Below are 14,671 nucleotides of genomic sequence, written 5' to 3' on the forward strand. Positions count from 1 at the left end.
CTCACGCTCCCCACGTACCTGCCCAACGGACGCCCGACTGTCGTCAACCAGACGTTGCTCGTCGAGCCGCGCCGGTCTCGCCGAACGGTCAGCCTGCTCATTCGCCAGTACTACGGTCGTAGCCGCTACTGGCCTGCGGTGAGTGAGGTCCTGGACGTGGTCCTCGATCGGTTCGAGAACACGGACCGTGTGGCGGACCTCGCGAGGACATCGACCGTTGCCCTGCTCGCTGCCCTCGGCTGGAGCGGTGAGGTTTTGGAGAGCAGCACGATACCGACCCGCCGAGACCGGTCCGAGCGACTGGCCGACCTCGCCGTAGCCACCGGCAGCACCCACTACCTGTGTGGCACCGGCGGCCTGCGCTACCTCGACCATCAGCCGTTCGCCGCGCGTGGCATCACCGTTGTGCCCTTCCACACACCTGTGGATACGGGCGACCGGCTCTGGCAATGGGCCCGACGGGTCAGCAGCCTCTGGGCGTTGAGTGAAGTCGGCCCGACTTAACTGGCGACCAGGTTGGCTGTGGAACGAGAAGGTCATCTCGTTGGAATCCCCAGACATGAAAAAGGCGGGGTCCGAAAACCCCGCCCGCACACCACAAAACCTCAACTCACGGCCACACCAAGCAGTACGGCTGATGCCCCGCCTCATGCAACCGATGGCTGAAGTCCTGCCACTCGTGCAGCAGTTGGTACACATTGAACGCGTCCCGAGGCCCGCCCCGGTCCGGGACCGTCGACCAGATGAACGCTGCCGCGCCCACCGCCTCCTCGCCGATTCCGCGGAGGGGGTCGACGACCGTCATGGGGAGTTTGACGACGGCGTAGTCGGGGTGGAGGACGACCAGTTCCAGCGGGGGCACCTTGTTGAGCGGGACGCCCTCGATGCCGGTGAGGACCATCGCGGCCATCGTCTCCGGCTTGATCTTCGTGAACATGCCGTTCATCCCGAGCTCGTCGCCGCCGAGTTCCTCGGGGCGCATCGAGATCGGGACGCGGGCCGCCGTCGCGCCGTCGGGCGCGCCGAAGTATTTGTACGTCACCCCCACCCGACCACCATTCCTGCTCCCCGCCCGCAACTGATCGATCCGACGTTCGATACGTCGCTCATCGCGATCCGACTCACCCAAACCCGAACCCGAACCCGGGCCCGAGGACGAACCAGGACCTGCACCCGAACTCGAACCTGCACCCGCCCCCGAACCCAAGCCGGATCCAGGGCCGCCTCCCCGCCGAGCCTCGGCGGCTTCCTCCTCGTCGCGCCGGTGCTTCCCCCGCCGGGCACGCCGAGGACCCAGATCGTCAGTCCCCTCGCCCAGTCCGCCACCGCGATGCATATCTCCACCCGACTGCTTTTCTAGGACGCGTGGCCCCAGCCGCGCAACCCGATCATCGTGTCAGTGACCTCCCCCACGGCCGCCCGCCGAAACGTGCGCTGAAACACCTGTCCGCAGGATCTGCGCAAGCCCTGTACACCGGCGCCCGCATGAGCTGTGTGTGTCTGTGTGTATCACCTCCCAGTCTCGCAGATGGGTGGGGCCCGTGCCCGCGCTCCCGCCGCCTACCCTGAGGAGGTAACTGAGGTCCCGGAGTCCGAGAAGTCGGAGAAGTCGCAGGTCATGAGCCAAACGCCCAGCGAAACGCCAAGCGAACCGGCAGCTGTACTGCCCAGCACACTGCCCTATCCCTACGAAGCACCCGTCTCGCAGGCTCTTTTCGACCGTGCGTCGGTCGTCACACCGGGCGGCGTGAACTCCCCGGTGCGCGCCTTCCGCGCCGTCGGCGGCACGCCCCGGTTCATGGTGTCCGGCAACGGCCCCTATCTGACGGACGCGGACGGGCGTGAGTACGTCGACCTCGTCTGTTCCTGGGGGCCCATGATCCTCGGGCACTCCCAGCCCGATGTGATCGCCGCCGTGCAGGACGCCGTCTCGCGCGGGACCTCCTTCGGGACCCCCGGTGAGGGCGAGGTCGCGCTTGCCGAGGAGATCGTCGCCCGGGTCGGGCCCGTGCAGCAGGTGCGGCTCGTCAGCAGCGGTACCGAGGCGACCATGTCCGCCATCAGGCTCGCCCGCGGGTTCACCGGCCGCCCCAAGGTCATCAAGTTCGCCGGGTGTTACCACGGTCACGTCGACGCCCTTCTTGCCGCCGCGGGCAGTGGTGTCGCCACCTTCGCGCTGCCCGACACCCCCGGCGTCACCGGCGCCCAGGCCGGCGACACGATCGTCCTGCCGTACAACGATCTCGAAGCCGTGAACGAGGCCTTCCACCGGCATCCCGGTGAGATCGCGTGCGTTATTACGGAGGCTTCGCCCGGGAACATGGGGGTCGTGCCGCCGGCGGCCGGGTTCAACCAGGGGCTCAAGGACGCCTGCAGCAAGAACGGTGCCCTCTTCATCTCCGACGAGGTCATGACCGGGTTCCGGACCAGCAGGGCCGGGTGGTTCGGGATCGACGGGGTCGTCCCCGATCTCATGACCTTCGGGAAGGTGATGGGCGGCGGTTTCCCCGCCGCCGCGTTCGGCGGGCGTGCCGACATCATGGGGTACCTCGCTCCCGCCGGGCCCGTCTACCAGGCCGGCACCCTCTCCGGGAACCCCGTCGCCACGGCCGCCGGTCTCGCGCAGCTGCGGCTCCTCGACGACGCGGCCTACGAGACCGTGGACGCCGTATCGGCGCAGATCCAGGCGCTCGTCACCGAGGCGCTCAGCAAGGAAGGTGTCGCGCACCGGCTGCAGAACGCCTCCAACATGTTCTCCGTGTTCTTCACCGACCGGAGCGTGCGCAACTACGAGCACGCCAAGGCGCAGGAGTCGTACCGCTTCACCGCCTTCTTCCACTCGATGCTGGCGCAGGGTGTCTATCTGCCTCCCTCGTCCTTCGAGTCCTGGTTCGTTTCCACGGCCCACGACGAACGGGCCATCCAGCGGATCGCCGACGCCCTTCCGGCGGCGGCCAGAGCGGCGGCGGAGGCCACCCGATGAGCAGCAGCGCCACCAGTGACATCACCGTCGTGCACGTGATGCGGCACGGCGAAGTCGCCAACCCCGACGGGGTGTTGTACGGCCGGCTGCCCGGCTACCACCTCTCCGAGCTGGGGCGGCAGATGGCCGACCGGGTCGCCGAGCACCTCTCCTCCCGCGATGTCACGCATGTCGTCGCCTCCCCGCTGGAGCGGGCGCAGGAGACGGCCACGCCGATCGCCAAGGCGCACGGGCTCGACCTCGCGACCGACGGGCGGCTCGTCGAGGCCGACAACGTCTTCCAGGGGAAGACCTTCGGCGTCGGCGACGGCGCGCTGAAGAAGCCGGGGAACTGGAAGTACCTGGTCAATCCGTTCAAGCCGTCCTGGGGCGAGCCGTACGTCGACCAGGTCGTGCGGATGGTGGCCGCGCTGGACGCCGCCAAGGACGTGGCGCGCGGGCACGAAGCGGTGCTGGTCAGCCATCAGCTGCCGATCTGGATCGTGCGGTCCTACGTCGAGCGGCGGCGGCTGTGGCACGACCCGCGCAAGCGGCAGTGCACGCTCGCGTCCCTGACGACCTTCACCTACCGCGGCGACAAGATCGTGTCCGTCGGCTACACCGAGCCGGCCCGTGATCTCGTCCCGGCGCATCTGCTGGCCGGCGCGAAGCCCGTGAAGGGGAAGAGCAAGGCCTTCGGCGCCTGAGTATCACGGTCCGGTCACCCGTCAGGGCCAGTTGCTGAGACAGGCCTGTGACATTTGTTTCGGAACCCACATGGTTCCCGGCGAACTTTCCCGTCCGCCGCGTCCTCTCACAGGTAGACCACAGAGGATGCGACGGATGGGGAAGCAATGCGGAGTCTCACTCGACGGGGAGTGCTCGGAGTCGGTGCCGGCGCCGCGGCAGCCGTAGGACTCGCGGGGTGTGGCACGCTCGGCTCGGGCGGGCTGGGCTCCTCCGACAGTTCCGGCGGTTCCGGGAAGGGCGGCCACTCCGGCGGCCCCGCCAAGTCCATGGAACCCCGGGCCAAGCCCATCGGTGACGGCTCCACGTCCTTCACCGGCACCCAGCCCAAGCAGCCCGCCAAGCCCGTGCCGCTGGAGGCCGGGCAGACCCCGCCGCAGTTCGTGATCTTCTCCTGGGACGGCGCGGGCGAGGTCGGCAACGGACTGTTCCCCCGCTTCCTCGACCTCGCCAAGCAGCACGGCGCGAGCATGACCTTCTTCCTCTCCGGCCTCTACCTGCTGCCCGAGTCGAAGAAGCGCCTGTACAACCCGCCGAACAACCCGCGCGGCGCCTCCGACATCGGCTACCTCACCGACGAACACGTCAAGGCGACCCTCACCAACGTCCGGCGCGCGTGGCTGGAGGGCCACGAGATAGGCACCCACTTCAACGGCCACTTCTGCTCCGGCTACGGCACCGTCGGCAACTGGACGCCCCAGCAGTGGCGCAGCGAGATCGACCAGGCCAAGTCCTTCGTCAAGGAGTGGCGCACCAACACCGGCTGGCACGACCTGCCGTCGCTGCCCTTCGACTACGAGAAGGAACTCGTCGGCGGCCGTACGCCCTGTCTCCTCGGCCAGAACAACCTGCTGCCCACCGCCCGTTCGCTCGGCTGGCGCTACGACGCCTCCAACCCCGGCGGCCGGCAGGTCTGGCCCGACAAGAAGAACGGCGTGTGGGACTACCCCCTCCAGGCCGTCCCGTTCCCCGGACACAGCTTCGAGGTCCTCTCGATGGACTACAACATGCTGGCCAACCAGTCCGTCAACTCCACCAACGCGCCCGCCTACAACTACCCGGGCTGGCGTACCCAGGCCGCGCAGGCCTACATCTCCGGCTTCCAGCGGGCGTACGAGAGCAACCGCGCGCCCTTCTTCATAGGCAACCACTTCGAGCACTGGAACGGCGGCATCTACATGGACGCCGTCGAGCAGGCCTTCAAGCACATCGCCGCGGAGAAGGAGAAGGGCGCCGACGTCCGCATGGTCTCCTTCAAGCAGTTCACCGACTGGATCGACGTGCAGAAGCCCGAGGTGCTCGCCAAGCTGCGCGGCCTCGACGTCGGCCAGGCCCCGGCCGGCGGCTGGAAGTCCTACCTGGCCGCGAGCTCCAGCGCCTCTTCCACGGCCACTGGAGACGCCGCCTGAAATGCGGGTTTCCGCCCGCCCGGCGCCCTTGAGGGGGGCGCGCAAGATCCCCAGAACGGGCATGCGAAACTTTTCACATGAGTGCCGCCCGTCGCGCCCGTAGCCGCGCCGTCCTGTCGACCGCCGGCGTTGCCGTCGCCGCGTTGGTGCTGTCCGCCTGCAGCTCCGGAGGAACCTCCGGAGGCTCCGGCAACACCAACTTCATCACCGGCTCCGACGGCATCGCGACCGTCAAGAAGGGCGACCGCCAGGCCGCCCCCGACCTGTCCGGCAAGACCATCGACGGCAAGACGCTCGACACCGCCGACTACAAGGGCAAGGTCCTCGTCGTCAACGTGTGGGGCTCCTGGTGCTCCCCGTGCCGCGCCGAGGCGGACAACCTCGTCCAGGTCGCCAAGGCCACCGCGGGCAAGGGCGTCCAGTTCGTCGGCCTCAACACCCGCGACCCCGAGACCGAACCGGCCGTCGCCTTCGAGAAGAAGTACGACGTCCCGTACCCCAGCCTGTACGACCCGACGGGCAGACTGATGCTCCGGTTCAAGAAGGGCACCCTCAACCCGCAGGCCATCCCCTCCACGATCGTCATCGACCGGGACGGGAAGATCGCGGCGCGCACACTCCAGGCACTCAGCGAGGAGAAGCTGCGCGAGATGCTCGACCCGGTCATCGCGGAGAAGTGAGCTGACGTGCTGCTCGCAGCGGTCACCGACCCCAACACCACAGTCCGCAGTGGCGCTTTGCTGCTCGCGCTGCCGATCGCGGTCCTCGGCGGACTCGTCTCCTTCTTCTCCCCGTGCGTCCTCCCGCTCGTCCCCGGCTACCTCTCCTACGTCACGGGAGTCACCGGCACAGATCTCGGTGACGCCCGCCGGGGCCGGATGGTCGCGGGCGCCTCCCTGTTCGTGCTCGGCTTCACCGTCGTGTTCGTTTCCGGCGGGGCCCTGTTCGGCTACTTCGGGCAGACGCTGCAGGAGAACAGGGAAGTCCTGTCCAAGGTGCTGGGCGTGCTCATGATCCTCATGGGCGTGTTCTTCATGGGGATGATGCCCTGGCTCACCCAGCGCGAGTTCCGCTTCCACAAGCGGCCGACGACCGGGTTGATAGGGGCTCCGCTGCTGGGCGCCCTGTTCGGGATCGGCTGGACCCCGTGCATCGGTCCGACCCTCGCATCGGTGCAGGCGCTCTCCATGGACCAGTCGAGTGCCGGTCGCGGCGCCATACTGACTGTCGCGTACTGTCTCGGCCTGGGTGTCCCCTTCGTCCTCACCGCGGTCGCGTTCCGCAAGGCCCTCGGTGCCTTCGGCTGGGTCAAGCGCCACTACGTCTGGGTGATGCGGGTCGGCGGCACGATGATGATCGTGACCGGCGTGCTGCTGCTCACCGGCGCCTGGGACGCGCTGGTGCAGGACATGCAGAGCTGGTCCGACGGCTTCACTGTAGGGATCTGATCGATGAGCAAGACGACCACCGACTCGTCCGCCGCTGAGGAACAGGACCTCGGCGCCGCCGGCTCCCAGCTCTCCACCGCCCCCGTCGAGACCGCCATGCCCGGCTCCTTCGGCGGCAACCGGAAGCCCGGCCTGACCGGCTGGCTCGCCTGGACCGGCCGTGAAGTGCTCGGCTGGGCGCGCTGGATGTGGCGGCAGCTGACCTCGATGCGGGTCGCGCTGATGCTGCTGTTCCTGCTGTCGCTCGGCGCGGTCCCCGGCTCGCTGATCCCGCAGTCCGGCACCGACGCGCTGAAGGTGTCCGAGTTCCAGGCCGCGCACAAGACGCTCGGGCCGATCTACCAGAAGCTCGGCCTCTTCCACGTCTACGGCTCCGCCTGGTTCGGCGCGATCTACGTCCTCCTCTTCGTCTCCCTCATCGGCTGCATCATCCCGCGCACCTGGCAGTTCGTCGGCCAGCTCCGCGGCCGTCCGCCGGGCGCCCCCAAACGCCTCAACCGCCTTCCCGCCTACGCGACTTGGCGCACCGCCGCCGAACCGGACCAGGTCCGCGAAGTCGCCCTCACGGTCCTGAAGAAGCGGCGCTTCCGCGCCCACGTCGCCGGGGACGCCGTAGCCGCCGAGAAGGGCTATCTGCGGGAGACCGGCAACCTCCTCTTCCACCTCGCGCTGATCGTGATGCTGATCGCCTTCGCCTGGGGCCAGCTCTTCAAGTCCGAGGGCGACAAACTGATCGTCGAGGGCGACGGCTTCTCCAACACCCTCACCCAGTACGACGACTTCAAGTCCGGCAACCTCTTCAGCGACGACGACCTCGTCCCCTTCAGCTTCCACCTGAAGAACTTCGTCGGCACCTATGAGCGCACCGGCCCCAACCGGGGCACCCCGCGCACCTTCCAGGCCGACATCACCTACAGCCTCGGCGCCTACGGCAAGGCCAAGAAGCACACCATCAAGGTCAACGAGCCGCTGGAGATCGGCGACTCGAAGGTCTACCTCGTCAGCCACGGCTACGCCCCCGTCGTCACCGTCCGGGACGGCAAGGGCAACGTGGTCTTCCACCAGGCCGTGCCGATGCTGCCGATCGACTCCAACGTCACCTCGCAGGGCGCCGTCAAGGTCCTCGACGGCTACAAGAACGCCCAGGGCGTCGCCGAACAGCTCGGCTTCGCCGCCGTGTTCGTGCCGACGTACGCGAAGAGCAGCGGCACGATGTTCTCCCAGTACCCGGGCCTCGACTACCCGGTGCTCAACGTCACCGGCTACCACGGCGACCTGGGCGTCAACTCGGGTATCCCGCAGAACGTGTACCAGCTGGAGACCAAGAACCTGAAGCAGTTCAAGGACTCCAAGGGCAACATCCTCAAGCAACAGCTGCTGCCCGGCGAGACGATGACCCTGCCGAACGGCGCCGGGTCGATCACCTTCGACAAGCAGATCAAGGAATGGGCGGGCTTCCAGGTCGTCCAGCAGCCCGGCACCGACTGGGCGCTGGCCGGCGCGCTCACCGCGATCCTCGGTCTGGCCGGCTCCCTGTTCATCCAGCGCCGCCGCGTCTGGGTGCGCGCCACCACCGGCGACGACGGCAGCACCGTCGTCGAGATGGCCGGGCTCGGCCGCAGCGAGTCCGCGAAACTCCCCGAGGAACTCGGCGATCTGGCGGCACTCGTGCACGACCGGGCCCCGACGAAGACCGACGACGAACCCTCCGTACCCCCCGAAGGGGCTGAGCAGCAGTGAATCTCGCCGCCGCCACCAACGAACACCTCGCCAACGTCAGCAACACGCTGATCTACTCCTCGATGGCCGTCTACACCTTGGCCTTCCTGGCGTACATCGCCGAGTGGACCTTCGGCAGCCGCAGCAAGATCGGCCGTACGGCCGCCGCGCTGACCGGTGCCGCCGCGAAGAAGACGGGCGCGCCTGCCGTCACCGTCAAGAAGGCCGGCGGTACCGCCGTCCTGGAGCGGCCGAAGGTCGTCGTCCGGGCCGCGTCCGGCTCGCGCGACGTGCCGGACGGTCCCGGCGCGCACGGCGGGGACGAACAGGGTGACCTCTACGGCCGTATCGCCGTGTCCCTCACGGTGCTCGCGTTCCTCATCGAGCTGAGCGGTGTTCTCGCCCGCGCGGCCTCGGTGGAGCGGGCGCCCTGGGGCAACATGTACGAGTTCAACATCACCTTCTCCACGGTCGCCGTCGGCGTGTACCTCACGCTGCTGCTGCTCAAGAAGAACGTGCGCTGGCTCGGCCTGTTCCTGGTCACCACGGTCCTCCTCGACCTCGGTATCGCCGTCACCGTCCTGTACACCGCGAGCGACCAGCTGGTCCCGGCCCTGCACTCGTACTGGCTGTACATCCACGTCTCCACCGCGATCATCTGCGGCGCGGTCTTCTACGTGGGCGCCGTCGGCACGCTCCTGTACCTCTTCAAGGACTCGTACGAGAACAAGCTCGCCACCGGCGGCAAGCCCGGCGCCTTCGCCACCTCCGTGATGGAGCGGCTGCCCGCCTCCGCGAACCTCGACAAGTTCTCCTACCGCGTCAACGCGGCCGTCTTCCCGCTGTGGACGTTCACGATCATCGCGGGCTCGATCTGGGCCGAGTCCGCGTGGGGCCGCTACTGGGGCTGGGACCCCAAGGAGACCTGGGCGTTCATCACCTGGGTCGCCTACGCCTGCTACCTGCACGCCCGCGCCACGGCCGGCTGGAAGGGCCGCAAGGCCGCCTACCTGGCCCTGATCGCCTTCGGCTGCTGGATCTTCAACTACTACGGCGTCAACATCTTCGTCGGCGGCAAGCACTCCTACGCCGGCGTCTGAAGTCCCTTACGGCGAAGGCCGGTTCCGTGTGACGGGGGTCACCGGAACCGGCCTTCGCCGTATAGGACAGGCAAGGAGGCATGAGTCCGAATCTGCGAGGTCGTACGGTCACGAACTCGCGTGTTGGTCGCGCTGATGAAGCTTCTTTCCTCAAGGAGCATCTGTTGACTTCTCCCCTTCCGAATCTGGGGGGGGTCCACAGGTCGCCCCGTGGGTTTCCTGCTTCATCGCCGACTGCCCGCCCGGAATGCTCCGTTGAGGTCTTACACCGGCTCCACAGGCCGAGACCGCCAGCCCGGCGGCCAGAAGGTTGCGTGCCGCGTTCACGTCCCGGTCATGGGTTGTGCCGCAGTTCCCGCACGTCCAGGTGCGGACGTTGAGCGGCATGCGCTGGGAGAGCGCGCCGCAGTGAGAGCACAGCTTCGAGGAGGGGAACCAGCGGTCCACCGCGATCACCTCGCGGCCGTACCAATGGCCCTTGTACTCCAGCATGCTGCGGAATTCCGCCCACGCGGCATCGGAGATGGCGCGGGCCAGGCGGCCGTTCTTCAGCAGGTTCCGAACGGCCAGGTCCTCGATCACGACCACTTGGTTGTCGCGGATGAGCAGAGTGGTGACCTTGTGGAGAGCGTCCCGCCTGCGATCGACGATCCGGGCATGGATACGGGCGACCTTCCGGCTGGCCTTGGCCCGGTTGGCCCCGTCGCCCTTGCGCGACAGCTCCCGTTGGGCCCGAGCCAGCCGAGCACGGTCTTTGCGTTCGTGCCTCGGGTTGGCGATCTTCTCCCCGGTGGACAGGGTCAGCAGGTGGTCCAGCCCGGCATCCACGACGATTGAGCTACCGCTTGGGGCAAGCGGCTGGATGGCGGGATCCTCCACCAGCAGGGACACGAACCAGCGCCCTGCTCTGTCCTGTGAAACGGTCACTGTCGAGGGCTGTACCCCTTCAGGTAGGGGACGGGACCACACGATGTCCAGCGGCTGGGCCATCTTCGCCAGCGTCAGCTTCCCGTCGCGGAAACGGAAAGCGCTGCTGGTGTACTCGGCGGATCTCCTGGACTTCTTCCGTGATTTGAAGCGGGGGTACTTCGCCTGCCTGGCGAAGAAGCGGGTGAACGCTGCCTGCAGGTGTCGCAAGGTCTGCTGCAGCGGGACCGAGGACACATCGTTGAGGAAGGACAGTTCCTCGGTCTTCTTCCAGGCCGTCAGCATCGCCGAGGTGGTGTTGTAGTTGACCCGCTCCTGTCTCAGCGTCCATGCCTCGGTCCGGGCGGCCAGTGCCATGTTGTAGACCTTTCGCACGCACCCGAACGTCCGCGACAGCTCCGCTGCCTGCGCGTCGGTCGGGTTGAAGCGGTACTTGAACGCCCGCTTCACGTGAGTGATCATGTCTCACAAGTTAGCGCGGCTCCTTGTGAAGCAGTTCTTCCTTGTACTTCGGTATCTCACCGGGTGGCTTCCGGGACAGGCTGGTGTCATGACCGGTTCGCTCCGTCACCTCCTCGTCCGGCTGCCCCGGCTCGTCGAGCCCGCGTCGGGCGGGCGGAAGCCGGTCAGGCCGGAGGCAGGCACTCCTTCGACGGGGGCCTGCCCTCCGGCCAGGCAAGCTTCACGAAGCGGGCGGCGCCCTTCGGGGTGAGTTCGACGATCGGTACGGCCTTGTCGTACGGGTTGCCGTGGACGTCCAGGCAGATCCAGCCGCTCGCCCCGCTCACCCGCAACGAGCCCTTGACCTGCGGCCATTGGAGGCCGACGTCGGACAGCGGCGGGATCTTCCGCTGGGCCGGGGTGGCCTCGCGGACGCCGTGGACGGCGAGCTGCATCGCGTCGTAGGCGATGACCGACTGCCCGTCGGCGAGGGCGACCGTGCCGATCGGGCCGACCGGTGCGGCCTTGGCGGCGGCAAGGAGCCTGTCGAGCTCTGCCGAGTCCTGGGCCGAACCCCCGGTCGCCGGGGCGTTCTTGAGCCAGGCGTCCGGGTGGGCGAGCGCGGTGTAGCGGACCGAGACACCGTGCTGGAGCGCACTGGCGTCGAGTTGGCTGTCGCCGGTCAGGTAGGAGCCCTCGTCGCCGGTGAGCACCGTGAACTTCCGTGACTGGCAGCCGCGGCGGCCCAACGCGTTGATGAACTGGCGCAGTTGGGTGTGCCGCCCGGCGAAGAACACGGTGTCCAGCTTGGCGTCCGTGTCACAGACGAGATCGGTGATCTGCCGGAACGTGTTGGGCGTACTGCCCTCCTGACTGCGGTCCGCGGGCGGCGTGAACGGCCAGGAACCGTAGGGCGATCCCTTCAGCAGCGTGGTGAAGGCCTGCTGCAGCGTCTTCGTGTACGGGTCGCCCGGCTTGTCGTAGACCAGCAGCGCCCGGTCCGCCGTCACCTTGGCGAACGAGGCCAGCGCGCGGGCCTCGTCGGTGTTGGTGGGGGAGACCCGGGCAAGACCGGGGTAAGGGTCCTTGCCCTGCTGCCCGTTGGCGAGGTCGTCGGCGGTGATGGAGGAGCCGACCACCGGGACGCCGAGCCGGGTCAGCTTCGCCACGGCCTTCTTGTTGTTGTCGGTGCTCGTCCCTATCCCGGTGACCGCCCGCAGCCGGTCCGACGACTTCGTCATCGCCGCTATCCGGTCGACCGCCCGCTCCCAATAGGCGCCCGTGGCACCGGGGTTGGCGAGCACCAGCCGGATGTACGGGGTCTCGCCGTTGTCGTCGTGATTGGCCGCGTACTGCGCGAGGTACGCGCCCTGCAACTCGTGCAGCACATCGTTCATCGTGTCGGTGTCGGTCGCGGTGAACGGCTCGAAGAGCGCGACCGAGACATACGTCCCCGCCTTCAGGGTGCCGTTCTCGCGGGCCACCGCCCTGATCGTGTCGGCGAGCCGGCGCCGGCCGAAGTCGAACGCCGACGTCGACACCCCCACACACTCGTCGCTTTCCTCGGGACGGGCCACCCCGGCCGCGCAGGACCGGTCCTCGTGCAGCGCCGTACGGACCAGCACGACCAGTCCGGCGACCAGGACGGCCGCCACCACCAGGGCCGTGTACCGGTAGACCGGGATGGTCCGGATCTCCTCGAACAGCTCGCGCAGCCGTCGCCTCACCGCAGGCCCCCGCTTCCGTCGTTGTCGCCGTCCGCACCCGCGGGCACCCGCAGCGGACGCCCCGCCAGCGCGTTCTCCGGCCACTGCTGCGCGGCCCGATACAGCAGTTCGCTGCCCGCCGGCCAGACCGTCGACAGCTGCTCCAGATCGAAGTGCATCCGGTCCGCGACCTCCCCGTCCGGCAGCACCAGCGGATCCGTCACCTGCCACACCGCGTGCAGCAGCCGCCGTACCGTCAGATGCAGAACCGGGTCCACGCCGTCCGGCGGTCGCTCCTCGGCGTCCGTGCGGGCCAGCGCGACGGCCTTGCGATGGTCGCCGGCCGCGCCGATGTCCCGGCCGTGCGGATCGTGCGCGTGGTAGTAGGGCGCCGCGGTCACGAACAGCAGCGTCTCCAGCCAGGCCCGCGGCGGGATGAGGCGGAAGTTGTCCCGCAGATACTCCACCGCGTCCGCCGTGTCGCCGAGCGCGAGTTCGTGATGCAGCCGGTAACGGGCGCGGGCCGGGGCGTCCGGGCTGCCCGGCAGCCCCTCGTAGTGCGAGAGCAGCGAACGGTGCACCGCCCGCCAGCGCCCGTGGTCCGCGTCGTCCAGATGCAGCCGCAGCAGGAGCAGGGTGCGCAGGAACGGATCGCCCACGAAGTAGCCCGCCGCCGGCGGCAGACCCTCCGAAGTGAGCTGCGTGCGCAGCCGGTTCACCCCGGACGCGCCGAAACTGTCCCGCAGCCGCCGCCCCTGGGCCAGCGCCCGCGCCGAGTCCCCGTCGTGCGCGGTGGCCAGCACCGCCAGCTCCTCTGCGATCCCGGGCGCCACCAGCCGGTCCAGCAACTCCCGGTACACGGGCCGCGGATCACTCGTCACGTCACCCTCCGGCTTCAGCCCGGCGGTCAGCAGCTCCCCGGGACTCACGGCCCCGGCCGGCCGGGTCTGCCGTACCGCCTCCCCGAGCAGCGCCGCCCCCAGCGGACTGCCGGCCGTCAACCGGTGGATGGCGTACGGCAGTTGGGGCGGCACCTCGACCCGGATCTGCTCGGTCGCGCAGACGTCCGCGATCACCCGCCGGGTCTCCTCCGGAGTCAGCGGCGGCAGCGTCACCAGCAGGGCCCGCGAGGACGGCGAAGCCCCCGGCACCCAACCGCTCGCCCGCCCCACCTCCGGCAGCGGATGACGCACCGCGTCCGGCAGATCGGGATGCCGGTCGCCGCGCAGCGCGGCGAAGAAGGCCACCTGGTCGCCGACGCCGTCGGAACGCTCCTTCAGTACGGCCTTCATCAGCCCCGGGCCCGGCCCCGACTGCACGTTGTCGACCAGGACGACCGGCCGCCCGACCCGCCGCATCCGCTCCCACCGGCGCCGGTAGGTGTCGCCCAGATCGGCCAGCAGCGCGCGCAGCAGCCAGCGTTCGGCGTCCGTGCGGGAGGTGCCGTCGGCGCGGAAGTCCCGGGCGATCTCGATCAGCCCGCGCTTGGGGTCACCGCTCGCGCCCGGATAGTCGCGGTACCAGTCGGCGCCCGCCTTCAGCAGCCCGTTCGGCGTCCACACCAGGTCGAAGAGGGTGTCGAGGGTCGCCTCGATGAAGGCCTGGCCGACCGGACCGGTACCCGACACATTGGCGATCAGCCGGGAGGCGACCCTGGTCGCCCAGCCCTGCGCGATCACCGACCAGCGCCGGGCCGGATCGCTCAGCAGCAGGATCCGCCGGGCCTCCGCACGGGCACTGTCCTCGTCCCGGGCGTCCCAGCCGGTGGCGCACACCGCGAGCAGCCCGGCCTCAAGGCGCGGGAAGTCGATGGCGCCGGCGCCGTGCACCACCGGCTCCCTGAGCTGCTCCGCGATCGTGGTCAGCGCCTGCCACACCGGGGACCAGGTCGCGGCGGGCCGGCCGTCCGGCAGCCGGGTCAGCCGGTCGGCGTCGCAGTCGATCAGCGCGACCGGCGTGTGCCCGCGGTACGCGGTGCGCAACTCGGCCAGCACCGTGCTCTTGCCGAGCCCGCGCGCGCCCGCGAGCACCACGAAGGGCGGTTCCGGATGTTCGTACGGCGAGGTGAGCAGCTGGTAAGGGCGCAGCCCGGTCAGACGCGAGGCGAGACCGGGCGGCTGTGCCTCGAACAGTGCCCCGCGGCCGTGCAGCCCTCTACCCACCGCATCTCCCCCTGAGCGGTCGCCCTGCACACCGGAACCTGTCTATCAAC

General features: G+C 69.0%; 12 protein-coding genes. 8 read left to right on the forward strand and 4 right to left on the reverse strand.

Features of this window, described 5'->3' with window-relative positions; translation table 11 throughout:
- Positions 1 to 18: 18 nt before the first annotated feature.
- On the forward strand, positions 19 to 504 hold the full coding sequence (locus tag OH768_RS30240; RefSeq protein WP_406465506.1) for a WbqC family protein: 486 nt from the start codon (positions 19 to 21) through the stop codon (positions 502 to 504).
- A 106-nt stretch (positions 505 to 610) separates the two neighbouring features.
- Here the strand turns inward: OH768_RS30240 and OH768_RS30245 are convergent, their stop codons facing one another.
- A complete protein-coding gene (locus OH768_RS30245) occupies positions 611 to 1,048 on the reverse strand; it encodes a hypothetical protein (RefSeq protein ID WP_019061278.1) in 438 nt (145 codons plus the stop codon).
- 570 nt (positions 1,049 to 1,618) lie between these two features.
- Between OH768_RS30245 and hemL the strand changes: the two genes are divergently transcribed.
- From hemL to ccsB, 7 genes are all read left to right on the forward strand, one after another.
- Positions 1,619 to 2,983 (forward strand): glutamate-1-semialdehyde 2,1-aminomutase, encoded by a 1,365-nt coding sequence (gene hemL, locus OH768_RS30250; protein ID WP_406458825.1) that lies wholly within the window; start codon positions 1,619 to 1,621, stop codon positions 2,981 to 2,983.
- The gene (locus OH768_RS30255) at positions 2,980 to 3,669 is read left to right on the forward strand and encodes a histidine phosphatase family protein (RefSeq protein ID WP_406458827.1); all 690 of its coding nucleotides are present in this window, start codon (positions 2,980 to 2,982) and stop codon (positions 3,667 to 3,669) included. Before hemL ends, OH768_RS30255 begins: the two co-directional genes overlap by 4 nt.
- 147 nt (positions 3,670 to 3,816) lie before the next feature.
- Entirely contained in the window at positions 3,817 to 5,118 is a 1,302-nt protein-coding gene (locus tag OH768_RS30260) for a hypothetical protein (RefSeq protein WP_406458829.1), read from the forward strand.
- A gap of 77 nt (positions 5,119 to 5,195) precedes the next feature.
- Entirely contained in the window at positions 5,196 to 5,798 is a 603-nt protein-coding gene (locus OH768_RS30265; RefSeq protein WP_406458831.1) for a TlpA family protein disulfide reductase, read from the forward strand.
- A 6-nt stretch (positions 5,799 to 5,804) separates the two neighbouring features.
- A complete protein-coding gene (locus OH768_RS30270) occupies positions 5,805 to 6,566 on the forward strand; it encodes a cytochrome c biogenesis CcdA family protein (RefSeq protein ID WP_406458833.1) in 762 nt (253 codons plus the stop codon).
- A 3-nt stretch (positions 6,567 to 6,569) separates the two neighbouring features.
- Complete coding sequence (locus tag OH768_RS30275) at positions 6,570 to 8,306, forward strand: cytochrome c biogenesis protein ResB (protein ID WP_406458835.1); 1,737 nt, start codon at positions 6,570 to 6,572, stop codon at positions 8,304 to 8,306.
- Positions 8,303 to 9,385 carry a c-type cytochrome biogenesis protein CcsB gene (ccsB, locus tag OH768_RS30280; RefSeq protein ID WP_406458837.1) on the forward strand — a complete coding sequence of 361 codons (1,083 nt, stop codon included), beginning with the start codon at positions 8,303 to 8,305 and terminating at the stop codon, positions 9,383 to 9,385. Before OH768_RS30275 ends, ccsB begins: the two co-directional genes overlap by 4 nt.
- Positions 9,386 to 9,535: 150 nt before the next feature.
- On the opposite strand, the gene OH768_RS30285 is transcribed toward ccsB, so the two are convergent.
- From OH768_RS30285 to OH768_RS30295, 3 genes are all read right to left on the reverse strand, one after another.
- Positions 9,536 to 10,774 carry an RNA-guided endonuclease InsQ/TnpB family protein gene (locus tag OH768_RS30285; RefSeq protein ID WP_406458839.1) on the reverse strand — a complete coding sequence of 413 codons (1,239 nt, stop codon included), beginning with the start codon at positions 10,772 to 10,774 and terminating at the stop codon, positions 9,536 to 9,538.
- Positions 10,775 to 10,938: 164 nt separating this feature from the next.
- Complete coding sequence (locus tag OH768_RS30290; RefSeq protein WP_406458841.1) at positions 10,939 to 12,480, reverse strand: hypothetical protein; 1,542 nt, start codon at positions 12,478 to 12,480, stop codon at positions 10,939 to 10,941.
- Positions 12,477 to 14,621 carry a hypothetical protein gene (locus tag OH768_RS30295; protein WP_406458843.1) on the reverse strand — a complete coding sequence of 715 codons (2,145 nt, stop codon included), beginning with the start codon at positions 14,619 to 14,621 and terminating at the stop codon, positions 12,477 to 12,479. Before OH768_RS30295 ends, OH768_RS30290 begins: the two co-directional genes overlap by 4 nt.
- Positions 14,622 to 14,671 lie beyond the last annotated feature (50 nt).

Origin of the sequence: Streptomyces sp. NBC_01622 (assembly GCF_045209635.1) — a bacterium.
Classification (GTDB): domain Bacteria; phylum Actinomycetota; class Actinomycetes; order Streptomycetales; family Streptomycetaceae; genus Streptomyces.